This is a genomic window from Pseudomonas sp. E102, assembly GCF_052660185.1.
Genome location: NZ_CP084025.1, coordinates 5,032,126 through 5,056,642, shown reverse-complemented (window position 1 = coordinate 5,056,642; position 24,517 = coordinate 5,032,126). Strand labels below are relative to the sequence as shown.

Genomic DNA, 24,517 nt, shown 5'->3' with positions numbered 1-24,517 from the left:
CCCGACAACACTGATGAGAGCCCGGGCAGGTTCGGCACGATAGCAAATTGTTCGAAAAAGCACATAGAGGCGCGTAATTGACAGTCAAAATCAGAACCCAGTGGTCGTCTCGACGTCTATCGCCCGATATACTCGCAACCTTGCGACACTCTGTAAGGGGTTGCTGTGCGAAAACGCCGTTGGTGATGTAGTACAAGATCAGCCGGTTTCGCAGAGTTTCCCTTTGGCGCGCCTTTACGAAAAACGTGACGAACGTGGCAGTTCGGGCTGAATCGTTTTTTACAAAGACGGCTATTCACCTGAAAGACAAGACAGAGTTACGGGTCAGAGGCACCCCCGGCATGATAGAGCTCGAACAAGAAGATCCAATCCCGCAAGGCGACCTGGCCCTGCAAATCACCGCGCTTCCCCGTGATACCAACGGCTTCGGCGACATTTTCGGCGGCTGGCTGGTGTCCCAGATGGACCTGGCGGGCACTGCGATGGCCAGCAAGGTGGCGGGCGGCCGCGTGGCGACCGTGGCGATTGATCGCATGGCGTTCCTGGTACCGGTGGCGGTGGGTGCGCAGTTGTCCTTCTATACCCAGGCGTTGGAGATCGGCCGCAGCTCGATCCAGATGATGGTCGAGGTGTGGAGCGATGATCCGTTGTCCAGCGAATGGCGCAAGGTCACCGAAGCGGTGTTCGTCTTCGTCGCCATCGACGGCAGTGGCCGCACTCGCTCGGTTCCACCACGCGCCCGTTAAACGCGGGGGCCGTTTTGCGGTCCATTGCAGTCCATGTTCCTGAACGAGATGCGTCCCATGCCTACGCCCAATGTCGAAGCCGTCAAACTGGATGAACTGAACGGTTGGCGCATCCGCCACGGTCAGGCCGAGTTGCTGGTGGCCCAGCAAGGCGCGCATATCCTCAGCTATCAGGTGGATGGCCAGCCGCCGCTGATCTGGCTCAATGACCAGGCTACGTTCAAGGCGGGCAAGAGCATCCGCGCCGGTGTGCCGGTGTGCTGGCCCTGGTTCGGCAACCTGACCCGCAACCCCGACAGCATCCAGGCCATGCGCGTCAGCAATGAACCGGCCACGGCCCACGGCCTGGTGCGAGCGATGGATTGGGAATTGAAAGGCATCGAGGCCGTGGGCGAGCGCCTGAAAATCGAATTCATGCTGCCCTACCCGGAAAACGGCCTGCCTGGGTGGCCCCATCAGGTCGACCTGACGCTGACCATCGTGATGGATGAGCAACTGCATATCCGCCTCACCAGCCATAACCGAGGCAGCGAGACCGTCAGCCTCAGCCAGGCGCTGCACAGCTATTTCGCGGTCAGCGATGTGCGCAACGTACAGGTCGACGGGGTCGACGGCCTGGACTACATCGAGACGCTGGACGAGTGGAATACACACACCCAGGCGGGCGACCTGCGCTTCGTCGGTGAAACCGACCGTATCTATCTCGATACCCCACCGACACTGAGCATCGTCGACCCCCATTGGAATCGACGCATAGAACTGACCGCAAGCGGATCACGCTCGGCGGTGATCTGGAACCCCTGGACCGATCGCGCCAAGGCCTTCAGCGACATGGCCGACGATGGCTGGCAGCGCATGCTTTGCATCGAGACGGCCAACGTGATGGATGATGCGGTGACGTTGTTGCCGGACGCCAGCCATACCCTTGGCGTGAGTATTTGCAGCAAGCCGCTCTGACACCGCAAGGCTACTGTGGGAGCGAGCTTGCTCGCGATAGCGGACTGACAGTCAACACCTGCATCGACTGACGTATCGCCATCGCGAGCAAGCTCGCTCCCACAATTGGAACTGTGTCAGGTCAACCGGCCGGTCACAAATCCGCCTCCTGCACCACCCTCACCTTCTCCGCATCCAGCGCATACGCCGCGCTCGCCAGGTCGTTGTCGACCTTCTCGATCTTCAGGGTGCCGGTGACCCACAGCGGCGTATAGATGTCGTCGAGCTTCACGCCCTTAGGATAGCGCACCAGTACCAATTGATTGGGCGGCGGCGGGGGAACGTGGATGCAGGCGCCCGGGTAAGGCACCAGGAAAAACAACGTGCTGCGGCCTTTGGCGTCGGCCTCCAAAGGAACCGGATAGCCGCCAATGCGCAGGTGCTTGTCATTCATTGACGCCACGGTCTTGGTCGAGTACATCACCGCCGGCAAGCCTTTGCTTTGCTTCAAGCCACCTTTTTCAGTGAAGGTGCCACTGGCTTCGGGGGAGTCGTGATCGATCTCGGGCATCGCCTCGAGGGCTTTCTGGTCCGACTTGGGCATCAGTTCGAGCCAGTCGGTTTCCGGTAGCTCGGCGGCGTGGGCCAGGCCACTGCCCAGCAAAAGAAGGGTCAACACTAGACGGCGCATGAAAGGGCTCGGCAATGAATGGAATGAAACGCCGGGCAGTTTAGCCCTCTCCGTGCGCCGCGCGGAGAGGGCTTCATCAGGTTTGATCAGTTTCTTTTGATCAGGCCGTAGATCACCAGCAACACGATGGCACCCACCAGGGCGCCGATGAAGCCAGCGCCTTCGCCGGCCTGATAGATGCCCAGGGCCTGGCCGCCGTAAGTGGCCGCCAACGAACCGCCGATACCGAGCAGGATAGTCATGATCCAGCCCATGCTGTCATCGCCGGGCTTCAGGAAGCGTGCGAGCAGGCCAACGATCAAGCCGATTAAAATGGTTCCGATGATTCCCATGGCATTTCCCTCTGATTGAACGCTAAGCCAAAACCCTGATCGGGTTTTGGCACTTAGCCATGAGAGAGGTTAGCCGATGAATGGTTCCACCGCCGTTGCAGACTATTGTTCGGCGATCAGCGTTTCGACCTTGATGATCTGCTGGGCCAGCGTGGCACGGTCGGCGCAACGCAGGTTGGCGTGGCCAACCTTGCGCCCCACTTTGAAAGCCTTGCCATAGTGATGCAGGTGGCAGTCGGCGATTGCCAGGACTTTCTCGGTGTCCGGCACTTTGCCGATGAAATTCAGCATCGCGCTTTCACCGACCTTGGCGGTCGACCCCAGCGGCAACCCAGCGACCGCCCGCAGGTGGTTTTCGAACTGGCTGCACTCGGCGCCTTCAGTGGTCCAGTGCCCGGAGTTGTGGACACGCGGGGCGATTTCGTTGGCCTTGAGGCCGCCGTCCACCTCGAAGAACTCGAACGCCATCACACCAACGTAGTCAAGCTGCTTGAGCACGCGGCTGGAGTAGTCTTCGGCCAGGGCTTGCAGTGGATGGTCGGTGCTGGCGACGGACAGCTTGAGAATCCCGTCCTTGTGGGTGTTGTGCACCAGCGGGTAGAAGCGGATTTCACCGTCGCGGGCACGCACGGCGATGAGCGAGACTTCACCGGTGAACGGCACGAAACCTTCCAGCAGGCAGCCGACGCTGCCCAGCTCGGCAAAGGTGCCGGCGACATCTTCAGGGTTGCGCAGGACTTTCTGGCCCTTGCCGTCGTAACCCAGGGTACGGGTCTTGAGCACGGCCGGCAGGCCGATTGAAGCGACCGCGGCTTCCAGGTCAGCCTGGGACTGGATGTCGGCAAAGGCCGGCGTCGGGATGCCCAGGTCCTTGAACATGTTCTTTTCGAACCAACGGTCGCGGGCGATACGCAGGGCTTCGGCGCTCGGGTAGACCGGGACGAACTGGGACAGGAAGGCCACGGTTTCAGCCGGGACGCTTTCGAACTCGAAGGTCACCAGGTCGACCTCATCGGCCAATTGGCGCAAGTGATCCTGGTCGCCATAATCGGCCCGCAGGTGTTCACCCAAGGCAGCGGCACAGGCGTCCGGCGCCGGGTCCAGGAAAGCGAAGTTCATCCCCAGCGGCGTACCCGCCAGGGCCAACATGCGACCCAACTGGCCGCCACCGATTACACCGATCTTCATTCTTCAACAACCTCAGGCAATGCGTGGGTCCGGATTGTCCAGGACGCTGTCTGTCTGCTCAGCGCGGAATTTTTTCAGCACGGTATGAAATTGGGGATGCTTGGCGCCCAGGATACTCGCCGACAGCAGGGCGGCATTGATCGCGCCGGCCTTGCCGATGGCCAGGGTAGCGACCGGAATGCCGGCCGGCATCTGCACGATCGATAGCAACGAATCGACACCCGAGAGCATCGAGGACTGCACCGGCACGCCCAGTACTGGCAAATGAGTCTTGGCCGCACACATGCCTGGCAAGTGGGCCGCACCACCGGCGCCGGCGATGATCACTTCGATGCCACGCGCGTCGGCTTCTTCGGCGTACTGGAACAGCAGGTCCGGGGTACGGTGGGCAGACACCACTTTCACCTCGTAAGGGATGCCGAGCTTTTCCAGCATATCGGCGGTGTGGCTAAGGGTGGACCAATCGGACTTGGAGCCCATGATCACGCCAACCAGTGCACTCATCGTCGTGCCTCTTCTCTCTGGGCGCCCTGGGGCGCGTCAAAAAACAACAAGCCACGCAGGAAACCGGCGTGGCTTGTTGTACGAATGATGGCCGGATGAACCGACCGAAGGCCGGGCAGTATACCGAAAACGAAGGATTAAACGCACTTTCGCCGACCATCTGCCTTTTGTGCTGAAGCGGTGGTTTTATTGACTTAGAAGTCAATCTTGCAGCACTGCAAATCCCTGTGTGGGAGCGAGCCTGCTCGCGATAGCGGTGTATCAGTCGAGCAAGTATTGCCTGCTAGTCTGCCATAGCGAGCAGGCTCGCTCCCACAGGGTTTGCAGTGCTATCAAGATCCCGTGACACCCTGCACTACCCCACCCTCGAGCTTGCGCCACAGCAACCGCACATTGGCCTTGCGCACCAGGGCGCAGCGGTACAGGCGGATCTCCAGCGGGACATGCCATTGCGCCCCGCCGCAGATCACCAGCTCGCCCCGGGCCAGTTCGTTGCGCACGCTCAGGTGAGGCACCCAGGCGATGCCCAGCCCTTCCAGGGCCATGCTTTTCAGGCTGTCGGCCATGGCCGTCTCGTACACCGTGGTAAAGCGCAGCGCACGCTGGCGCAGCAATTGGTTCACCGAACGCCCGAGAAATGCCCCCGCGCTGTAGGCCAACAGCGGCACGCTGGCTTCGCCTTCGAGGTCGAACAACGGCCTTGCGTGTGGATCGGCCGCGCACACCGGCAACATCTCGGTCTGGCCCAAGTGCAACGAAGGGAAAATCTCTGGATCCATCTGCATGGCTGAATCGGGGTCATAAAAAGCCAGCATCAAGTCACAACCGCCCTCGCGCAAGGCGTGCACGGCATCGCCGACGTTCGTGGCGACCAGTCGCGTGGCGATGTTCATGCCTTCGTTACGCAGTTGAGCGATCCAACGGGGGAAGAAGCCCAGCGCCAGGGAGTGGGCCGCCGCCACCTGGATGACTTCTCCCTGCCCGCCTTCGAGATGATGCAGATGCCGCAGCACTTCGCCCAACTGCTCGACCACCGTGCGCGCCGTCACCAGAAACAACTGCCCCGCCGCCGTCAATTCGATCGGCGTGCGCGAGCGGTTGACCAGCGTCAGCCCCAGCGCCGCTTCAAGGCTGCGGATCCGTCGGCTGAAGGCCGGTTGCGTCACGAAGCGGCGTTCGGCCGCCTGGGAAAAGCTGCGCGTCGCGGCCAAGGCACTGAAGTCCTCGAGCCATTTGCTTTCTAGATTCATTACCGTCCTCCCGAGGGACGCACCAAAACAGGTCACACGCTCGCCGCACTGTCGGCGTCACACGGGCATTATGCCGAATATGCATAGGCCAGTGTTTAACAGCATTGGCCCAAATTTTTCCGAAAGCCTAGGATTCACAGCGTTCCGGCTCTGACCGGGTCCTTATTGAGATGATTTCCATCATGTCCTCCGCTGCATCATTCCGCACAGAAAAAGACCTGCTTGGCGTACTCGAAGTACCGGCGCAAGCGTATTACGGCATCCAGACCCTACGAGCGATCAACAACTTTCGTCTCTCCGGTGTCCCGATCTCGCATTACCCTAAACTGGTGGTCGGTCTGGCAATGGTCAAGCAAGCCGCCGCTGACGCCAACCGTGAGTTGGGCCAGCTCAGCGAAGCCAAGCACGCCGCGATCAGCGAAGCTTGTGCACGGTTGATCCGCGGAGATTTCCACGAAGAATTCGTGGTGGACATGATCCAGGGCGGCGCCGGCACGTCGACCAACATGAATGCAAACGAAGTCATCGCCAACATCGCGCTGGAGGCCATGGGTCACCAGAAGGGCGAATACCAGTACCTGCACCCCAACAACGACGTGAACATGGCGCAGTCCACCAACGACGCCTACCCGACCGCGATCCGCCTGGGTCTGCTGCTGGGCCACGACGCGTTGCTGGCCAGCCTCGACAGCCTGATCCAGGCGTTTGCCGCCAAGGGTGAGGAATTCAGCCACGTCTTGAAAATGGGCCGCACCCAACTGCAAGACGCCGTGCCGATGACCCTCGGCCAGGAATTCCGTGCCTTCGCCACCACCCTGAGCGAAGACCTGGCGCGCCTGAAGACCCTGGCGCCCGAGCTGCTGACCGAAGTGAACCTGGGCGGCACCGCCATCGGCACCGGCATCAATGCCGACCCACGCTATCAGGCCCTGGCCGTACAGCGCCTGGCAACCATCAGCGGCCAGCCGCTGGTGCCGGCCGCCGACCTGATCGAAGCCACCTCCGACATGGGCGCCTTCGTGCTGTTCTCCGGCATGCTCAAGCGCACCGCGGTCAAGCTCTCGAAGATCTGCAACGACCTGCGCCTGCTGTCCAGCGGTCCACGCACCGGCATCAACGAAATCAACCTGCCGGCCCGCCAGCCAGGCAGCTCGATCATGCCGGGCAAGGTCAACCCGGTGATTCCGGAAGCGGTCAACCAAGTGGCATTCCAGATCATCGGCAACGACCTGGCCCTGACCATGGCGGCCGAAGGCGGCCAACTACAACTGAACGTGATGGAGCCGCTGATCGCCTTCAAGATCTTCGACTCGATCCGCCTGCTGCAACGGGCCATGGACATGCTGCGCGAGCACTGCATCGTCGGCATCACCGCCAACGAAGCGCGCTGCCGCGAGCTGGTCGAGCACTCGATCGGCCTGGTCACCGCCCTGAACCCGTACATCGGCTATGAAAACGCCACCCGCATCGCCCGTGTTGCCCTGGAAAGCGGCCGCGGCGTGCTGGAGCTGGTGCGCGAAGAAGGCTTGCTCGACGACGCCATGCTCGACGACATCCTGCGCCCGGAAAACATGATTGCTCCGCGTCTGGTCCCGCTCAAGGCTTGATCGACGCCACCACCGCTCACCAGGTCGAGGGACTAGACACCTCTCACCTTTTGAGGGCTTGGGGACTCGTACCCCAAGCCCTTTTTTTTAACCGTCAACTGAGGCGCCAGCGAAATTTGTAGGAACAAGCCTGCTCGCGACAAACAACGACGCGCTGCCGTTGTACCCCGCGTCGCCAGCCATCGCGAACCGGCTTGCTCCTTCAGGAACCTGACCGAAAGGCCAGGAGATAAAAGGGTTCGTTTCGTCGTATGCACCACAACTGTGCAGACGGGCGTCGCACTGATAGGTATAGTGCCGCCCCTCTTCGCATGGGTGGTCGTCGTCAACGAGGCCTCGAAACATGCGAAAACCGAACTAATAACAAACCCGCGAAGTGGACCGGGACGAAACATCGCCCCCTCTGTCGAGCCGCGTGCCGACGGATGTAACACGATGTTTCCAAATGGCCAGCATTTGCTTTTAACAAAAAACAGCGAGGAATACTCATGCTCGAAGTCATCAACGACTTCCTCTCAGGGAAAGTGCTGATCGCGCTCATTGTCGGGCTCGGTGGCTACTTCACGATCCGCTCGCGTTTCGTCCAGTTCCGTCATTTCTTTCATATGTTCGCGGTGTTCCGTGACAGCCTGAAAAGCAGCACCGACCAGCTCAGTTCGTTCCAGGCCTTGATGCTCAGCCTGGCCGGCCGCGTCGGCGCGGGCAACATCGCCGGTGTCGGCATTGCCGTGACCCTCGGTGGTCCGGGTGCGGTGTTCTGGATGTGGGTGACCGCGCTGGTCGGCATGTCCAGCAGCTTCTTCGAATGCTCCCTCGGCCAGCTCTACAAGCGCTGCGACTCCGAAGGCCAGTACCGTGGCGGCCCGTCCTATTACATCCAGCACGGCCTGCAGAAGCGCTGGTTGGGCATGATCATGGCGTTCCTGCTGCTGATCACCTTTGGCTTCGCCTTCAACGGCCTGCAAGCCCACGCCGTGACTCACTCGTTGAACAACGCCTTTGGCCTCGACACCACCTACACCGGCCTGGGCCTGGCGGTATTGCTGGGCCTGGTGTTCATCGGCGGGATCAAGCGTATCGCCAAAGTGGCCGACCTGCTGGTACCGGTCAAGACCCTGGCGTATATCGCCGTGACCCTCTACGTGATCGTGCTGCAATTCGAACACGTGCCGGGCATGCTGGCGACTATCGTCAAGAGCGCCTTTGGCCTGGACCAGGCTTTCGGTGGCCTGATTGGCAGCGCCATTGTCATGGGCGTCAAGCGTGGCGTATTCGCCAACGAAGCCGGCCTGGGCAGCGCGCCTAACGTCGCGGCCGTTGCGTCCGTCGAGCACCCGGTCGCCCAAGGCGTGGTCCAGGCGTTCAGCGTGTTCCTGGATACCTTCGTGATCTGCACCTGCACCGCGCTGCTGATCCTGTTGTCGGGCTTCTACACCCCAGGCTTCGAAGGCGACGGCATTGCCCTGACCCAGAACTCCCTGGCGGCCGTGGTCGGTGACTGGGGCCGGGTCTTCATCTCCGTGGCCCTGTCGTTGTTCGTCTTCACCTCGATCCTCTACAACTACTACCTGGGCGAAAACAACCTGCGCTTCATGCTGGGTGAAAACCGCAAGGCGCTGATGGCGTATCGCACCCTGGTCCTGGCACTGATTTTCTGGGGCGCCATCGAGAACCTGGGCACCGTGTTCGCATTCGCCGACATCACCATGACCCTGCTGGCGTTCGTGAACCTGATCGCGCTGTTCCTGCTGTTCAAAGTCGGCATGCGCATCCTGCGCGACTACGACGACCAGCGCTCGGCCGGCATCAAGGTGCCTGTCTTCGATTCGAGCAAGTTCCCTGACCTGGACCTGGACCGCAAAGCCTGGCCAGCGAGCCCGTCGGCGCCTGCCGCCGATTCCGGCAACGCTCCGGCAAGCCTGGCTGCAGCGCAACGCTGATCAACGGTCTGTTGGAAAAAAACCGGGCGCATCCCCTGCGTCCGGCGTGACACAACATAAGGTCGGCGTCATGCTCGACCTTATGTTGCGGCAGCGAGTGAAGCTGCTGTTTTCGTCCTCGGAGAACTTCCCATGAATGCCTCGACCTATCCTGCCGCCCAGCACGTCATGGTGCTCTACACCGGCGGCACCATCGGCATGCAAGCCAGCGCCAACGGCCTGGCCCCGGCATCCGGCTTCGAAGCGCGGATGCGCGACTACCTGCACAGCCAACCCGAACTGGTCGTGCCCCAGTGGCGCTTCCGGGAAATGGCACCGCTGATCGACAGCGCCAACATGACGCCAGCGTACTGGCAGCAACTGCGCGAAGCGGTGGTCGATGCCGTGGATGTGCAAGGCTGCGACAGCGTGCTGATCCTCCACGGCACCGACACGCTGGCCTACAGCGCCGCTGCGATGAGCTTCCAGTTGCTGGGCCTGCATGCGCGGGTCTGCTTCACCGGTTCGATGCTGCCCGCCGGCGTGACCGACAGCGATGCCTGGGAAAACCTCAGCGGCGCGCTGGTCGCCCTGGGCCAAGGCCTGGCGCCGGGCGTACACCTTTATTTCCACGGTGAACTGCTTGCGCCGACCCGTTGCGCGAAAGTGCGCAGCTTCGGCCGTCATCCGTTCAAGCGTCTGGAACGTCAGGGCGGGGGCATCAAGGCGGCTTCCCTGCCAACGCAGCTGAATTACAACCAGCCCAAACACTTGGCGAATGTCGCGGCGCTGCCGCTGTTTCCCGGCATCGGTGCCGAGATCATCGATGGCCTGCTGGGCAGCGGCATCCAGGGCCTGGTGCTGGAGTGCTACGGCAGCGGCACCGGGCCGAGCGACAACCCGGCGTTCCTCACCAGCCTGGCACGGGCGCGGGACAGCGGCGTGGTGGTCGTGGCGGTGACGCAGTGCCATGAAGGCGGCGTCGAGCTGGACGTGTACGAAGCCGGCAGCCGTTTGCGCGGCGTTGGCGTGCTGTCCGGCGGCGGCATGACCCGCGAGGCGGCGTTCGGCAAGTTGCAGGCATTGATTGGCGCGGGGTTGCCGGTGGATGAGGTTCGCCGGCTGGTTGAGCTGGATCTGTGTGGCGAGTTGATCTGACGCTCTGTTAACCCCGTGGGAGCGAGCTTGCTCGCGATAGCGGCAGCCAGTCGACGTCTGCCTCGACTGACACACCGTCATCGCGAGCAAGCTCGCTCCCACAAGGTTTAGTGGCCGCTTTGCGGTCCTGGGCCGGCATACAACTTGCTCCGTCTCCCGTCTCCCCAGGCTGGAAACGGACCATGTTGCATTCCCACCTCACCACCCTCAACGCCGTCTCCCTGGTACTCGATGCCTTCAAGCACGATGGCCTGCCCAGTGATGCATTGCTGGCCGGCAGCGGCATCAGCACGGCGGACTTGAGCCGGGCCGACACGCGCATCACCACCAACCAAGAGATGCAGGTCTGTGCCAACGCCGTGGCCCTCAAGCGCGACATTGGCTTGGAATTGGGGCGTAACATGCACGTTTCTTCCTACGGCATGCTGGGATACGCCCTGCTCACGAGTGCCACCTTAGGTGACGCTTTGCGCCTGGCGTTGCGCTACCCGGCGCTGTTGGGAACACTCTTCGAGCTGGCCTTGGAGGACGACGGCGAGCACATCTGGCTCAGCGCCGGCGACTACCGGGAGAACCCGGCCCTGGCGGTGTTCAACGCCGAGTTCTGCATGGTGTCGCTGAAGGTGATCTGCAACGACCTGCTCGGTCACCCGCTGCCCTTGCGCGCGGCGCGCTTCGAACACTCGGCGCCGGACTACCAGGCGCGCTACGCCTACCTGTTCGACTGCCCGGTGCGCTTCGACAGCTTCGACAACGCCTTCGCCTTCGATCGCCACTGGCTGGAACAACCCTTGCCGCTGGCCGACCCCATCACCCATCAAGCCATGGCCGAACGTTGCCGGCGGCAAAACACTGAATTCACCGGCCGCCAAGCCTGGCTGGGACGAATCCGCCAACTGCTCGGCGCGCAACTGGACGCCGCCCCGGGCCTGGAAGGCCTGGCCGAGCAAATGAACTGCTCGGCGCGCACCCTGCGCCGGCACCTCAAGGACCTGGGTTGCAGCTATCAAGAACTGCGCGATGAACTGCGCTTCGAGCGGGCCAAGCAGATGCTCTGCGAGGATCAGCTGCCGATCTACCGGATCGCCGAACTGCTTGGCTTCAGTGAAACAGCGAGCTTTCGCCATGCCTTCGTGCGCTGGAGCGGCGTGGCGCCGAGTCGGTTCAGGGCGTGAAAGTTGGCTTCAACACGATCCCCGTGGCGAGGGAGCTTGCTCCCGCTCGGCGGCGTAGCCGTCGCAAACCGGCTGACGCGGATTATCTATAGAAACGCGTTGGATCGGTTGGGGCGGCTTCGCCCCCCAGCGGGAGCAAGCTCCCTCGCCACGGGTTGTGAAACTGCGAACCCGTCCACGCCCCGAATCGGCTCACACCCGCGCCAACAAGGGGCGATTTACGGTCAAACCTTTTGGCCATTTCGATCCCCTTTTGGCCTCTCCTGCCGTTCTCCGAAACGCTTCGCGCCGCAAGACTGTGTTCCAACGAATCAGCCCTGCGGAGAACAAGAATGCTGACGATCTACTCAGACGATCACCACCTGCACCACGGACGCTGCGAATTGATGGATGGGCAGTTGATGCCCTGTTTCGAAATGCCGTCCCGGGCCGACCATGTGTTGGAGCGGGTCAAGGCTCGGGCGTTGGGGCCGGTGGAGGCGCCGAAGGACTTCGGCCTCGCGCCGATCCAGCGTGTCCACAGCCCGGCGTACCTGGAATTTTTCAAAGGCGCCTGGGAGCGTTGGACCGAGTTCAATCGCGACGGTGACCTGCTGCCCTACACCTGGCCGGCCCGCACCTTGCGCTCGGTGATCCCGACCAGCCTGCACGGCCAGCTCGGCTATTACAGCTTTGATGGAGGAGCGCCGATTACCGCCGGTACCTGGCAAGCGGCGTACAGCGCAGCCCAGGTCGCCCTCACCGCCCAGGCCGACATCCAGCGTGGCGCCCGTAGCGCCTTCGCGTTGTGTCGCCCACCGGGACACCACGCTGCAAGCGACTTGATGGGTGGTTATTGCTACCTCAACAATGCCGCCATCGCAGCACAGGCCTTTCTTGACCAGGGGCACAAAAAGGTTGCGATCCTCGACGTGGACTACCACCACGGCAACGGCACCCAATCGATTTTCTACGAGCGCAGCGACGTGCTGTTCGCGTCGATCCACGGCCACCCGGAGGCCGAGTTCCCATTCTTTCTGGGCTACGAAGATGAGCGCGGCGAAGGTGCCGGCGCGGGCTTTAACTTCAACTACCCTTTGCCGGCGGGCTCGGGTTGGGAAACCTGGAGCGCCGCGCTGGAGCAAGCCTGCGGCGAAGTCCAACGCTACGATGCCGATGTCATCGTCGTGTCTCTGGGCGTGGACACCTTCAAGGAAGATCCGATCTCGCAATTCAAGCTCGACAGCCCGGATTACCTGGCGATGGGCAAACGCATCGCCGCCCTCGGCAAACCGACCTTGTTCGTGATGGAAGGCGGCTACGCAGTGGCAGAAATCGGCATCAACGCCGTGAACGTCCTTGAAGGTTTCCAAAGCGCCCAATGAGGAACAACAGCATGAACAGACTCAAGCGTTTGATGGCCCCGGCCCTGTGCGCCGCGCTGCTGTGTGGCGCCGCTCAGGCCGAGGAGCGCACATTGCGCGTCTACAACTGGTTCGACTACATCACGCCCAGGGCCTTGGATGACTTCAAGGCGCAGAACAGCCAGGTCAAGCTGATCTACGACATTTTCGACACCAACGAAGCCCTGGAGGCCAAGTTGCTGACGGGCAACGCTGGCTACGACGTGGTGGTGCCGTCCAACGTGTTTCTGGCCAAGCAGATCGAAGCCGGGGTGTTCCAGCCCTTGGATCGCAGCAAGCTGCCGAATTGGAACCACCTCGATCCCAAGCTGATGAAGCTGATCGAGGCCAACGACCCAGGCAACAAATTCGCCGTGCCTTACATGTACGGCACCATCCTGATCGGCTTCAACCCGGACAAGGTCAAGGCCGCGCTGGGTGAAAACGCGCCGGTGGACAGCTGGGACCTGATCTTCAAGGAAGAAAACATCAGCAAGCTCAAGCAGTGCGGCGTGGCCTTGCTCGATTCGCCGTCGGAAATCCTGCCCCTGGCCTTGCAGCACCTAGGCCTGGACCCCAACAGCAATAAGCCGGCGGACTACGCCAAGGCCCAAGCGCTGCTGTTGAAGATTCGGCCCTACATCACCTATTTCCACTCCTCCAAATACATGGCGGATATCGCCAACGGCGATATCTGCGTGGCCGTCGGTTATTCCGGCAGCTTCTCCCAGGCGGCCAACCGCGCCAAGGAAGCCAAGAACGGCGTGACGGTGGACATGCGCCTGCCCAAGGAGGGCGCGCCGATCTGGTTCGACATGCTCGCCATTCCTAAAGGGGCGAAAAACCCGGACGACGCCTACACCTTCATCAATTACTTGTTGCAACCGCAGGTGATCGCGCCGATCAGTGATTTTGTCGGTTATCCGAACCCGAACAAAGACGCTACCGAAAGCGTCGACCCAGCGATCCGCGGCAACTCCAACCTGTACCCGACCGAAGCGGCCATGGCGACGCTGTATACGCTTCAACCGTTGCCGAGGGATGCCGAGCGCGCACGCACGCGAGCCTGGACGCGAATCAAATCCGGCCAGTAACCACGTCGTATCGGCGCCAAGGTCATACGTCGGCCTATACATAGTTACCACCTCCCCCAGTCCGTGCCTCCCTAACATGAAAAACCCGAAGCGTTCGGCTTCGGTTTTTTCATGTTCAAGGAGGGACACGCAAATGGCACTCGACTCGACCGACACAGACCCTACGTCCGATACAAGCATCAAGGCAGCATTGCTCAACCAATTGCTAGCAGGCCCCACCTACCCGGAAGTGGCCGCCGGGCTCCTGCAAGGTGCGCTCAAGGACCTTTACCCGTCCTTGGACCTGGACCCCTACACAACCGTCCTCGCCGAACCGGCCTGGGACATCGTCGACGGTGAAATCGTAGCGCTGCCAACCCGTTATGAATCACTGAGCAACTTACTGGCCGATCAGACAGGCCAAGAAAATCCGAGCTTATTGATCGAAGGTTTGCACTTCCTGACCCGGCTGCCGATTACCGAACCCGAAGTGCACTTGCCGGTGCGCATCGAGCAAATCGGAAGGTTGATCAATGAGCTGGCGCCCGCGATGTTGAAGGCCAACCAGGAACAACAACTGGCGTACTGGAACATGCCATTCGCTCATTACGGTGCCCGCTGGCATGAGCTGTCCAATACCTTGCGCAAATTCTGGGACGTACGGCAAATCAAGGGCTGGACGGCGGACGAATGTGCCATGGCCAGGCAACTTTACCTGTACCCCGACCCGCAAGACCGTAAGGATAAATCCCAAAGCCACGCGTACCTGGTCGACGTCGATGCAGTCGCTGACAATCTGGTCACCCGCTTGAACGAAAACTCACTGGTCGTCCTGATCGGCCAGATCGATGACAAGGAGGTGATCCTTACGCACTCGTTGTATGGCGGTTATGAGAAATTCGAGACACGTGACGCATTGGGCCAGGCCATTGCCGGTCATCTGTCGCTCTCTCACCCCACCACCTCGATACGCTGGCGGCTCTATGAGCCGTGTGGAAACATTTTTGACAGCAAGGCGTGTGGACTGATTGGTGTGCAGGTCAAGGTGCTCGGAAACCCACCCGCGGAGTCGGACGCTGTCGCTGCGGAGCCCGAAATACCCATCAGTGGAATCGCGGTCGGACCAGGCGAGGCATGGTTCAAGCAGCAGATACCCGATTGGTTACGCAACGCACCAGTAGCCGACCAGACGTTGTTCGCTCAATACATGAAAAACCTGTCGGCGCTATGCAGTTCCCACGCCGGCGAAACCTACCTGGATGATATCCCTTCGATCAAGGACTACGCGTCAAATGCCTTGAAAACCCAGATGCAATCCGACCACAGCGATGTTTCGACTCTGAAACCGGAAACAATCGTCATCGAGATAACAAGCCCGGTGGTCTGGGGGACCTTTGTCGTTCCGTTCAAGTTCGACACAACCGAGTTCAACTTGATCGATCTCGCCTTGCAAAACCTGATTGCGCTTCCTCAGGGCAATAAAACCGTGAAGTCCGTGGACGGGACCGAGCTCCCCGAATGGGTGACGGTGGACTATCTTGAGCGCCTTATTACCCAGGTCGATATCGGTCGCGTCTATCCAGAGCTGATCAAACGAAAACTACTCGACGATCCAACGCAATCGTCCCGTCGAGAGCGCCTGTTCAGTTCACAGCTACGCATACAACTGCCCATGCTTGCGCTGGAAAGTAAATTGAAGGGGCTGGGCGATATCGATGATCGCGGCTGTCGTTACGTCGCGGCGCTGATGGAGCCGCTGGAAGCCGACCGCAAGGTTGATGGGCAAGCCATTGTCCTGCGCAAGCTGGCGTTCGTGCCAGAGTTGCAGCTCGGTATTTCCGAGGACATCGTGGCCAATATGTTCGTGATCGGCCCGCAGACACCCGGCGCCGGGCCCTGCCTGCTTTACCGCCCGTTGCTCGAACCGCAGCTGCGCCAGTTTCCCTCGTTCAGCAACCTGCTATATGGCATCAGACAGTCGGCTGCGTTGCGCCAATCGGTGCTGGCGTGGCTGCCCGATGGCGTACGGGACACTTACAGCCGGCTGGTGTTCCCGGGCGCCCTGCCTTCGCCCTGGGCCGCCGTGGAGTTCGTGGCGAACCCCATCACTTCATTAGCCAGCGCGGGGCCCATCACCTTAAGCGACGAATCCCTGGGGGCCGATTTCATTCCGCTGCTGTTCAAGGCCAACGCCAACGCCCTGGCGACACTCGCCGATAAACAGTCGGTTTCCAATAGCGAGAGCCGTTGGAAGTCGTTCAAACAGACGGGTTGGCTGATTTTCAATCTGGCGTTGCCCTATCTCGGCACCACGGCGAACACCGCGATCTGGCTCTGGCAAATACTGGAGGACGTGGACCGAATAGCGCAGGACGACGGAGAGCGCAAGGGCCAGCCCAAGTGGGAGATCGTCGTTGATTTACTGTTGAACGTAGCGTTAGGCGTGGCCAATATTGCTATCGATCGTTCCAAAGCCGGCAACCGCGAGCGACCAACAGAAGCGCCTGAGGTGGCCCCGAAAGCAAATGTGCCAACACCCTTACCCAAACTCAGCATCGAGACACTTTCGCCACTCGTTCAAGAAGAACTGTCACAAGAGCACTACGAGGTCATCCATACCAGCGGCGCCTTGATGGATAAATCCGGCAGTCACGCTGGGCTTCTCGCCAGCTTCAGCATCGATGCGCCCGATAACCTCGGACAACCCCAGAGCGAAGGCGTGCACAAAGGCCTCTACTCGAAAAATGGGAAGTGGTACGCAAAGCTGGCTAGCCAATACTTCGAGGTCAGCGTCAAGGACGAGCCGGTCAGCATCATCAAGGACACACGTCCCGGCCCTCCCTTGCTTCGGGATGAGCGTGGCCAGTGGCAAGTCGATAGCCGCTTGCGATTAAGGGGCGGCGGATCGAAAGGCGTCAGGCAGGAAGTCGTCGTCGCGGCACAACGCCGCAACCTCGAATTGCTTGCCGAACTCAAAAAATTTGAAGAAAGCAGAACGTATAACGAATGGGCGCTGAATATCGGTGCTCAAAACATGGAGCGGGCATCGGCCGATACCAGGGACATTTTTGCTGAAGCTTATAGAGTCTCCCTGCAAACGCAGCGGCAAAACTATGAACGGGCATTGAGCGCTTTGATGGAGTGGCCGGTCTTCCAGGCGAGGCCGGATGCTCCGCGCGTGAGCCTTGGTTACCTGAACGCGCAAATAAATTTCACTTTCGCTGACATGGACATATTGCGGGAACAATTTCTGCCCGCCATGGCGCAGGCGAGGGACATGATCACCCCTCGCTTCCAAATGCGCGAGCAACGACACGTCGATGCTGCCAACAGCATGATTCAGCTCGGTGACAACATGATCGAGCGTCTGGAATATATTGAGACACGCTTTTCCAAGCTCAAGAAACTCGGGCTCGGAGGCTTTGAGTTTGTGCGCGAATACCGCAGAAAAATGCCTTCCTACACCAGCGACGATCTACGAATTCTTCAATTGGAAATGTATCGCCACCTCTGCCTGACCCTCGACAGCGTTAAAACAATGCCCGAAGGTTGGCTGGAGATTGACCGACTGATCGACAATGCGATGGTGGCCTTCCAAACCTTGCGCGAGGCGCTCGATGAAACGACCAAGATCCGGCTGGACGAACAAATCGATGCACTCGGCAGCCTGACGGAACAGTTCACGGCCATCCAAGAGCACCTGGACTACATGGGAAACGAATACCAGGACAGTGCTAACACTCAACAACTCAAGCATCTGGGTAATCGAATAACCAAGGCAAAAGAGCGAGCGTTGCGTCATCTGGCCAAGGCCCTCGACGAGCGAAGCAATGAAAGACAATCGCTGACTGTGCATGAGGAACGCCCCCGCTCCAGGAGGAAATTCATCAGAGGCCGCTTCTGGGGAGTCGTCAGCGGCGTGGCTCGCCTGTCCAGCTCGTACGAAGAAACGGGTTGGGTCGAGGTGAGGAATCCGTTATCCGGTGAAATGATTGCTTTGTTCCACCGTAAGGAAACCGGTGAATGGGTCCCCCATATCGAGGCCAACGAACCTCCGGCGATCCCCGCTCTGAAAACCAGCGTCAAGAAAGGCAAAGCCCTGATCAAAGGACTCTCTGCCTTCAAAACACAAGTCCAAGATGACGTGCAGCAGCCAGACCGTACACCGTCCGGTATTTCATTGATCATGGGCGCCCATGCGAGCCGGTTCGATACAGTCGCCAATGCAATCGAAAAGGCGCTCGACCGGGCCAGGAACGAAACGGTCGAACTTGCGCCAGAAGAACGGAGTTCCGCCGAATCCTTGCGATTGCAGCTCAAGAGCGAAGCGACGGCGCTACGCGCCGAGGAACACGACACCGTACTGGGGCTCGTCAAACGAAGCCCGCCCAACATGAGCGGCGTCACTTGGCTGAACGAACGAAACCTCATCCACGTGACTAAACGAATCAACCGAAAGCGCATCAAGACCCCGGTGGGAAAGAGATACCTTGACCGGTATGAAATTCAGGACAAGCAAAGCGGCAAGCCGCTATGGTTCGCGGACTTTCACTACTCCACCTTTTGGGGGGTCGACCTTAAGTTTCTTTCGGCACACCTGAGAACCCCTGAGCAGGCCAAGTCAGGCATGGCAGACATCTCCTTGGATGGATTGAACCAACGTCAATTGATTGATCGTTACCGCAGCGAAATTGCCGTGGATCAGGCCATACAGGTGTTCTTTCCAAAGAAACGGCCATGAAGCCGAGCCTGGCCTGCGATTGATGTCCCGGCCGCGGGCCGTCAGACATCCCAGGCCTTAGCCAGGCTCGCCAGCGCCGTGCCGATCGCCGCGGGCGGGACTGCCGCGAACCCCAGCACCAGCCCGGCGCGGAGCTGCGCAGGCGTCGTAGGCAACCAATAGCCGCTCAGGCCATTGATCTCCACGCCGACGCTGGCTGCCTTGGCAATCAGTTCCCGTTCACGCTCGATGCTCTCCACCGGTACCGTGACATGCAGCCCGGCGACGACCGTGGGCATGGCGCCAACACCCTCGACAGCCTTGGGCCAACCCGCCAACAGCGCATCCCGCCGAGCCAGGGCCGCCCGACGCATGCGCCTGATGTGTCGCTGGAAATGCCCGGCGGCCATGAACTCGGCCATCACGGCCTGGGTGCTGACTTCGGAGTGGCGAACATCCACGGCGCGTCGTCGTGCGAAGGCGTCGACCAGGCCCGGCGGCAACACCAGATAACCCAGGCGCAGGGCCGGGAACGCCACCTTGCCGAAGGTGCCGACGTAAAGTACCCGCCCCTGGCGATCCAGCGCGGCCAAGGGCGCCAGCGGCGCGCCGCTGTAGCGGTATTCGCCGTCGTAATCATCCTCGACGATCCAGCCGTCGTTGCGTTCGGCCCAACCCAGCAGCTCCAGCCGCCGCGCAAGGCTCATGACCACCCCGGTCGGGTATTGATGGGAGGGCGTGACATAGGTCAGCCGACAATGGCTCAACGCCGCGAGCGCCGCGCAATCCAAGCCATCGCTGTCCACCGGCACGCCTCGGACGTCGGCTCCAGCCACCGCAAACGCATGCCCCGCAGCGCGATAACCTGGGTTTTCCACCGCCACCACGTCACCGGGATCTACCAACAGCTGTGCACAAAGGCTGATGCCCTGCTGCGCGCCGCTGGTGATCACAATTTGTTCAGCCGTGCACTGCAGGCCCCTCGAACTGCGCAGGTAAGCCGCAATCAGGCCACGCAAGCGTTCGTCTCCTTGAGAATCGCCGTAGCACAGCTGTTGAAGATCCGGCTTGCGCCAGAAAGCCCCGTTCAGCTTGGCCCAGACATCAAAAGGGAACAGGTCGAAGGCCGGCACACCCACCCGGAATGCACGCGGTGGTCCCGCCGGCGGCTGGGCCAGATGATGCTTTTCGACACGTAGCAGCGCGTCGCTGTGGATAACTTTACTGGATGGGCCCACAGGTAAATCGAGCCATTCTGTGGATAAACCTGTGGGTAAGTCTGTTGAAAAGACTGTGGATGCTTTTGTGGATAATTTCTTCAGCGGCAACGCCACTGCGGACAGATTCGCCACATAGGTTCCGTCACCGACGCGTCCTTCGATAAAACCTTCGGCATAGAGCTGGTCGTACGCACGCACCACGCTGTTGCGGGAAATGGACAAGGCCGCCGCCAGGTCGCGGCTAGCTGGCAGACGGGTGCCGCTTGCCAGGCGACCATCCAGGACGCGGGCCCGCAATGCCTGATAAAGCTGCCGGCTGAGCCCGTGGCGGCGATCCAGTTCGATTCCAGCGGGGTTGAACGACAGCGGCGGCACGGGGTTGTTCATCACACAGCCTCAGGAATGGACCTATCAAACTGGCCTGGAGTGGCTCTTACAACAGACCAATAGCCTGCCTAGGATGCTGGCATTCGCCAAGGAAAAACTTTCATGTACAACCCAAAAGCCTTCGCCGTCCAAGACATACCCCAGTTACATCAAATGATGAACGATTGCCGCTTGGCCGTACTGGTCACCCAGGGTGAACACGGCCTACAGGCCAGCCACTTGCCGCTGCTGCTGGATACGCGACAGGGTCCCCACGGAAGCCTGCGCGGGCACATGGCCCGGGCCAATCCGCAATGGCGCGACCTGGAGGCCGGGGCCGAGGCCCTGGTGATATTTCCCGGCGCCGATGCCTACGTCAGCCCGGGCCTGTACCCCAGCAAGGCCGAACACGGCAAAGTGGTGCCGACCTGGAACTACCTGGCCGTACATGCCTATGGCACAGCCGAAGTTTTCAGCGACGCCCATCGCCTGCGCGAGGTGGTCGGCGCCCTCACCGAACGTCACGAAACCGGCCGCGCCCAACCCTGGAAACTCGATGATGCACCGGCCGAGTACGTCGAAGCGATGCTCAAGGCCATCGTTGGTTTTTCGCTGCCTATCCAGCGCTTGGAAGGCAAACGCAAGCTCAGCCAAAACCGCAGCCCCGAAGATATCGCCGGAGTGCGCAACGGTCTCGCCACGAGCACCGATCCGCAAGATCAGGCGCTGTCACGCCTGATGCCTGATGCATCCACCAAGGAGTGAACATGAGCCACACCGAGATCCGCCTCGTCACTGCTGAAGACCACGCTGCCTGGCTGCCGCTATGGCAGGCTTACCTACGGTTCTACAACACCGAACTGCCGGAAGCGGTGACCCACAGCACCTGGCAGCGCCTGCTCGACGATCGCGAACCAACCCACGGCGCCCTCGCCTGGCACGGCGATACGGCGGTGGGCCTGGTGCATTTCATTTACCACCGCTCGAACTGGAGCATAGAGAACTCCTGCTACTTGCAGGACTTGCTGGTGACCGAGCAAAGTCGGGGCACCGGTGTTGGTCGGCAATTGATCGAATTCGTCTATGCCACGGCCAAGGCCGACGGTTGTGCCAAGGTCCACTGGCTGACCCACGAGACCAACACGACCGCGATCCAACTCTACGAACGCATCGCCGAACGCCCAGGCTTCATTCAATTTCGCAAAGCCTTGTAAGGAGCACTGCATGTCGACCCCGCTTACCGATTGGAAAGGTGTCTCGGCGCCATCTACGCGCTTGCTCGAAGGGCGATTCATCCGCCTGGAAAAACTCGACCCGGCGCGTCATGCCGAGGGTCTTTGGCAAGCCCTCGAAGGCCCCGGGGCCGATCCGAAACTCTGGGACTACTTGCCCTACGGTCCCTTCAAGGTTCGTGGCGACTTCGACGCCTGGCTGGACAACCATGCAGCCAACACCGACCCGTATTTTTTCAGCGTGATCGACCGTGCCAGCGGCGAGGTGCAAGGGATCCTCAGCCTGATGTCCATCGTGCCGGCCCACGGCCGCATCGAGATCGGCCACGTCACTTTTGGCGCGCCGATGCAGCGATCGCCGAAAAGCACCGAGGCGGTTTATCTGCTGGCCAAGGAGTCGTTCGCCCTCGGCTACCGTCGCCTCGAATGGAAGTGCAACAACGGCAACGCCCGCTCCAAATATGCCGCCGAGCGGCTGGGCTTCACGTTTGAGGGGGTGTTCCGCCAGCACATGGTCGTCAAGGGCCAGAACCGCGACACGGCGTGGTATTCGATGCTCGACTCGGAGTGGCCGGCGATCGGAGCGGCATTTGAACGATGGCTGAGCGAAGAAAATCAACGCGAAGGCGGGCAGGTCCGAAGCTTGGCTGCTTGCCGTTGAGCAAGAGCAGATGGCTATCGCGAGCGGCCTTGCGATAGCCATTGTTGCATCACTCTTTATATATCTTGTATTGCCATGCCCAGTCCGGTATCCGGTTATAACAACCCACGTATTCGGCAAACATCAAAAGACTGTGTTCCGCTCGATTCGCAGTAAAGTCGAAGCGATAGAGATGATTCAGTACCTGCGCCGAGGTCGTGGGGTCGGCAAAGACTCTGTCAATCAGCTGATGCGCGCGTGCCACATCCTGCTGCAGAGCATTGATCAATGCCGATGTGAAATTCGCTTCGGAGTTCAATGGGCGAACCTGCCCAAGCGCGTCGTAAATATTCAAGTCACTGTAGTTCGGGCTGATCAACTCTCTCCAAATACTCCTGGCCTCCTCCCGGGTAAAATTGTCTGTAAGATTAGCTAACAGATTCGGAGTATCGAGCAAAACAAGAACTTTGGAGTCCGACGGAAACTCACCAGGAGCGCTCAACACCCTGACAATATCCGCCATGCCGATATCCAGTGCACTTGCCGATCGAGGTTCCAAAAAACGGATAAAAGCCATTAGCGCCGCTGAATGCATGTTAAGGACCTGCACCGTCTGGTCAGTCAGCAGATGAATCCATCCGATATCGATATTGGCTGTTTCCAACAGCTCCTGAAGTCGGGTTCCTGCATACCTGGCAACAAAATCCAGCTTCGAGGGACTGAGCGCCGGATGACTTATCCATCTGGAGAACACGGATACCGGCAGCGCACCGCCGAGGTTGCTTGCGATCACACGAGAGACGAGGAGTCGCTCGGCCCTGGCCAACAATCCACCTCTATTGCGAAGAGCCCCTCGAAGCAAGCCCACTGTCCGCTCGACCACTCTTTGATAACGGAAAAGATCCAACACATTGCTGTGCGCGATATTGCTATAGGGGCTTCCCTTGAGGGTATTGGCGATCTCGGCCAATTGGCTTGGTTGTACCAGTTCCCTACCGTTAAGGAGTCCTCTCACATCGCCAGCAACCGCCTCGTCATGCAGGACATAGGCCCTCGTGTTCTTGGGATAAAAACTTGAAAAATCCTTAATACTGACTCCGTACTCGAGCAAGATATGAATGGAATCCCGACTCAACTCAAGATACCCGTCCCTCATCAGTGAATCTAACATTCGCTGACTGTAATCACCGACCAGCGTCATCTCCAGGAATTCCTCGACGGTCCTTTTCTGGGTAGGCGTGTAGGGCGTATATGACGTCGCCAATCCATACTCAGGCCGCGGCGGTGTCAGTTGCTCGATTTGTTTGAGGAGGAGCTTCGAAGGCGTTATACCGATGGCGGTTGTTTGCGCGAGCCGCGCCAGATTTAACCGGAGCGACTCGAACAGCGCATGTGGATTGCGCGCCCCAGCGAGCAGCCCGGCTAAATACTCCAAGCTCTCCCTGCCCAGCAGGCTTACAAGCGTAGACTCCATTCCCGTCAGTTCCCGATTCGCCTTGGCGACTGCCTTCTTCACCCGGAAAATTGACTGCAGCGTCGGGCCGCCGGCCTGCTGAACTTCCAAATGGCGAAACGATTCACTGTTTCTGCGAATGTAGCGGGTCGCCGTTTGGCGCAAGCGCGTTGAAGTGAAAACGACCCTCCCCTCAAGTTCGTTCAAGCCCCTGGACACGGCCAAGAAGAAACAATTGCCCCGGCCTTTGATTTCAGTGACACCGCCGGCCTGGACCAGGTCATAGTGGTTGTCGTTTTTGCGCCTCACCACAACATCCGTGCTGAAGTCCGGACTCCCCGACAGACGTTCCACTCCTGTATGGCGCGAGAACCGCAAGCGGGAGTCGGGCCTTCCGGGTCTTACGTCAATGATGACCAATCTGCGGTTTTGCGGCCAGATCGGTAGATGGGGCACGAGCTCCGGAACGATATCCATCAGGGGGATGTTCCATTCACCAGGCTGTTCTAACTCAGCAATCATCTCCTCCAGCGTCTGGCCACGATTTTCGGAACTTGAAGGGCCAGGTTGCGAGGACTGCCTCGTTGGACGTTTACCACCGCCTCCCCGGCCGAACCCCACCGCGCGCCATTCTCCATCGGGCAATCGCGCCACGGTGCTCCTTGTCACCCCGCTGAAGCGAATGCTCGACCCCGTGACCGGATCGACCAGGGTCGCCTCGGTTGCATTGAGCTTCGTACTGTCGTGAACCCGAAACACCGTCCCTTCCGGTTGTCGCACATACACGGAGCGAGCGGTGACGGTGCCCGTCGCCGCGTCCCGGACGCTGGCGCGGTAAAACCCACCGGCGTCCGGTGTAAGCCCCTGTATAACCGAGCTGTCATTGACCGCATAACGGCTGTAGATCGCTTGTTCCAATGGCAAT

General features: G+C 60.2%; 19 protein-coding genes. 12 read left to right on the top strand and 7 right to left on the bottom strand.

What is annotated here, in order from left to right; translation table 11 throughout:
* Positions 1-341: 341 nt before the first annotated feature.
* Both DOCECA_RS22770 and DOCECA_RS22765 read left to right on the top strand, forming a co-directional pair.
* The gene (locus DOCECA_RS22770) at positions 342-746 is read left to right on the top strand and encodes an acyl-CoA thioesterase (RefSeq protein WP_030139126.1); all 405 of its coding nucleotides are present in this window, start codon (positions 342-344) and stop codon (positions 744-746) included.
* A 57-nt stretch (positions 747-803) separates the two neighbouring features.
* Positions 804-1,703: a D-hexose-6-phosphate mutarotase gene (locus tag DOCECA_RS22765; RefSeq protein ID WP_445571125.1), complete on the top strand. Its 900-nt coding sequence runs from the start codon at positions 804-806 to the stop codon at positions 1,701-1,703.
* A 133-nt stretch (positions 1,704-1,836) separates the two neighbouring features.
* Here DOCECA_RS22765 and DOCECA_RS22760 read toward each other — a convergent pair whose 3' ends face one another.
* The 5 genes from DOCECA_RS22760 to DOCECA_RS22740 form a co-directional block, all read right to left on the bottom strand.
* A complete protein-coding gene (locus DOCECA_RS22760) occupies positions 1,837-2,373 on the bottom strand; it encodes a DUF3299 domain-containing protein (RefSeq protein ID WP_434649626.1) in 537 nt (178 codons plus the stop codon).
* 86 nt (positions 2,374-2,459) lie between these two features.
* Positions 2,460-2,705, bottom strand: a complete 246-nt coding sequence (locus DOCECA_RS22755; protein WP_186611365.1) for a GlsB/YeaQ/YmgE family stress response membrane protein — start codon at positions 2,703-2,705, stop codon at positions 2,460-2,462.
* 102 nt (positions 2,706-2,807) lie between these two features.
* Positions 2,808-3,893: a 5-(carboxyamino)imidazole ribonucleotide synthase gene (locus DOCECA_RS22750; protein ID WP_420767107.1), complete on the bottom strand. Its 1,086-nt coding sequence runs from the start codon at positions 3,891-3,893 to the stop codon at positions 2,808-2,810.
* Between the two features lie 12 nt (positions 3,894-3,905).
* Entirely contained in the window at positions 3,906-4,397 is a 492-nt protein-coding gene (purE, locus tag DOCECA_RS22745) for a 5-(carboxyamino)imidazole ribonucleotide mutase (protein ID WP_420767106.1), read from the bottom strand.
* A 332-nt stretch (positions 4,398-4,729) separates the two neighbouring features.
* Positions 4,730-5,647, bottom strand: coding sequence for a LysR substrate-binding domain-containing protein (locus DOCECA_RS22740; protein ID WP_420767105.1), 918 nt, complete (start codon positions 5,645-5,647; stop codon positions 4,730-4,732).
* Positions 5,648-5,829: 182 nt separating this feature from the next.
* Here DOCECA_RS22740 and aspA point away from each other — a divergent pair, with 182 nt between their 5' ends.
* From aspA to DOCECA_RS22705, 7 genes are all read left to right on the top strand, one after another.
* Positions 5,830-7,254 (top strand): aspartate ammonia-lyase, encoded by a 1,425-nt coding sequence (aspA, locus tag DOCECA_RS22735; RefSeq protein WP_030139110.1) that lies wholly within the window; start codon positions 5,830-5,832, stop codon positions 7,252-7,254.
* Between the two features lie 488 nt (positions 7,255-7,742).
* Positions 7,743-9,194 carry an alanine/glycine:cation symporter family protein gene (locus tag DOCECA_RS22730; RefSeq protein WP_434608791.1) on the top strand — a complete coding sequence of 484 codons (1,452 nt, stop codon included), beginning with the start codon at positions 7,743-7,745 and terminating at the stop codon, positions 9,192-9,194.
* A gap of 132 nt (positions 9,195-9,326) precedes the next feature.
* Positions 9,327-10,331, top strand: a complete 1,005-nt coding sequence (locus DOCECA_RS22725) for an asparaginase (protein ID WP_434561578.1) — start codon at positions 9,327-9,329, stop codon at positions 10,329-10,331.
* Positions 10,332-10,513: 182 nt separating this feature from the next.
* Positions 10,514-11,506 (top strand): AraC family transcriptional regulator, encoded by a 993-nt coding sequence (locus DOCECA_RS22720; protein ID WP_445571124.1) that lies wholly within the window; start codon positions 10,514-10,516, stop codon positions 11,504-11,506.
* Positions 11,507-11,838: 332 nt separating this feature from the next.
* Complete coding sequence (locus tag DOCECA_RS22715; protein WP_434608785.1) at positions 11,839-12,870, top strand: histone deacetylase family protein; 1,032 nt, start codon at positions 11,839-11,841, stop codon at positions 12,868-12,870.
* An 11-nt stretch (positions 12,871-12,881) separates the two neighbouring features.
* A complete protein-coding gene (locus DOCECA_RS22710; protein ID WP_434649624.1) occupies positions 12,882-13,982 on the top strand; it encodes a polyamine ABC transporter substrate-binding protein in 1,101 nt (366 codons plus the stop codon).
* Positions 13,983-14,115: 133 nt separating this feature from the next.
* A complete protein-coding gene (locus DOCECA_RS22705; RefSeq protein ID WP_445571123.1) occupies positions 14,116-18,702 on the top strand; it encodes a dermonecrotic toxin domain-containing protein in 4,587 nt (1,528 codons plus the stop codon).
* Positions 18,703-18,743: 41 nt separating this feature from the next.
* Here the strand turns inward: DOCECA_RS22705 and pdxR are convergent, their stop codons facing one another.
* Positions 18,744-20,288: a MocR-like pyridoxine biosynthesis transcription factor PdxR gene (gene pdxR / locus DOCECA_RS22700; RefSeq protein ID WP_445571122.1), complete on the bottom strand. Its 1,545-nt coding sequence runs from the start codon at positions 20,286-20,288 to the stop codon at positions 18,744-18,746.
* 102 nt (positions 20,289-20,390) lie between these two features.
* On the opposite strand from pdxR, the gene DOCECA_RS22695 reads away from it, so the two are divergent.
* The 3 genes from DOCECA_RS22695 to DOCECA_RS22685 are packed head-to-tail and all read left to right on the top strand — an operon-like array spanning position 20,391 to position 22,160.
* Positions 20,391-21,032: an FMN-binding negative transcriptional regulator gene (locus DOCECA_RS22695; protein WP_434608780.1), complete on the top strand. Its 642-nt coding sequence runs from the start codon at positions 20,391-20,393 to the stop codon at positions 21,030-21,032.
* A 2-nt stretch (positions 21,033-21,034) separates the two neighbouring features.
* Positions 21,035-21,481, top strand: a complete 447-nt coding sequence (locus tag DOCECA_RS22690) for a GNAT family N-acetyltransferase (protein WP_420766113.1) — start codon at positions 21,035-21,037, stop codon at positions 21,479-21,481.
* 10 nt (positions 21,482-21,491) lie between these two features.
* Positions 21,492-22,160 carry a GNAT family N-acetyltransferase gene (locus DOCECA_RS22685; protein ID WP_420766112.1) on the top strand — a complete coding sequence of 223 codons (669 nt, stop codon included), beginning with the start codon at positions 21,492-21,494 and terminating at the stop codon, positions 22,158-22,160.
* Between the two features lie 49 nt (positions 22,161-22,209).
* Here DOCECA_RS22685 and DOCECA_RS22680 read toward each other — a convergent pair whose 3' ends face one another.
* Positions 22,210-24,510 (bottom strand): hypothetical protein, encoded by a 2,301-nt coding sequence (locus tag DOCECA_RS22680; protein ID WP_445571121.1) that lies wholly within the window; start codon positions 24,508-24,510, stop codon positions 22,210-22,212.
* Positions 24,511-24,517: the final 7 nt, after the last annotated feature.

What these genes read in the sequence shown, in the direction of transcription:
- DOCECA_RS22770 (WP_030139126.1), top strand. Translation starts at nt 342, where the DNA reads ATGATAGAGCTCGAACAAGAAGATCCAATCCCGCAAGGCGACCTGGCC.
- DOCECA_RS22765 (WP_445571125.1), top strand. Translation starts at nt 804, where the DNA reads ATGCCTACGCCCAATGTCGAAGCCGTCAAACTGGATGAACTGAACGGT.
- DOCECA_RS22760 (WP_434649626.1), bottom strand. Translation starts at nt 2,373, where the DNA reads ATGCGCCGTCTAGTGTTGACCCTTCTTTTGCTGGGCAGTGGCCTGGCC.
- DOCECA_RS22755 (WP_186611365.1), bottom strand. Translation starts at nt 2,705, where the DNA reads ATGGGAATCATCGGAACCATTTTAATCGGCTTGATCGTTGGCCTGCTC.
- DOCECA_RS22750 (WP_420767107.1), bottom strand. Translation starts at nt 3,893, where the DNA reads ATGAAGATCGGTGTAATCGGTGGCGGCCAGTTGGGTCGCATGTTGGCC.
- purE (WP_420767106.1), bottom strand. Translation starts at nt 4,397, where the DNA reads ATGAGTGCACTGGTTGGCGTGATCATGGGCTCCAAGTCCGATTGGTCC.
- DOCECA_RS22740 (WP_420767105.1), bottom strand. Translation starts at nt 5,647, where the DNA reads ATGAATCTAGAAAGCAAATGGCTCGAGGACTTCAGTGCCTTGGCCGCG.
- aspA (WP_030139110.1), top strand. Translation starts at nt 5,830, where the DNA reads ATGTCCTCCGCTGCATCATTCCGCACAGAAAAAGACCTGCTTGGCGTA.
- DOCECA_RS22730 (WP_434608791.1), top strand. Translation starts at nt 7,743, where the DNA reads ATGCTCGAAGTCATCAACGACTTCCTCTCAGGGAAAGTGCTGATCGCG.
- DOCECA_RS22725 (WP_434561578.1), top strand. Translation starts at nt 9,327, where the DNA reads ATGAATGCCTCGACCTATCCTGCCGCCCAGCACGTCATGGTGCTCTAC.
- DOCECA_RS22720 (WP_445571124.1), top strand. Translation starts at nt 10,514, where the DNA reads ATGTTGCATTCCCACCTCACCACCCTCAACGCCGTCTCCCTGGTACTC.
- DOCECA_RS22715 (WP_434608785.1), top strand. Translation starts at nt 11,839, where the DNA reads ATGCTGACGATCTACTCAGACGATCACCACCTGCACCACGGACGCTGC.
- DOCECA_RS22710 (WP_434649624.1), top strand. Translation starts at nt 12,882, where the DNA reads ATGAACAGACTCAAGCGTTTGATGGCCCCGGCCCTGTGCGCCGCGCTG.
- DOCECA_RS22705 (WP_445571123.1), top strand. Translation starts at nt 14,116, where the DNA reads ATGGCACTCGACTCGACCGACACAGACCCTACGTCCGATACAAGCATC.
- pdxR (WP_445571122.1), bottom strand. Translation starts at nt 20,288, where the DNA reads ATGAACAACCCCGTGCCGCCGCTGTCGTTCAACCCCGCTGGAATCGAA.
- DOCECA_RS22695 (WP_434608780.1), top strand. Translation starts at nt 20,391, where the DNA reads ATGTACAACCCAAAAGCCTTCGCCGTCCAAGACATACCCCAGTTACAT.
- DOCECA_RS22690 (WP_420766113.1), top strand. Translation starts at nt 21,035, where the DNA reads ATGAGCCACACCGAGATCCGCCTCGTCACTGCTGAAGACCACGCTGCC.
- DOCECA_RS22685 (WP_420766112.1), top strand. Translation starts at nt 21,492, where the DNA reads ATGTCGACCCCGCTTACCGATTGGAAAGGTGTCTCGGCGCCATCTACG.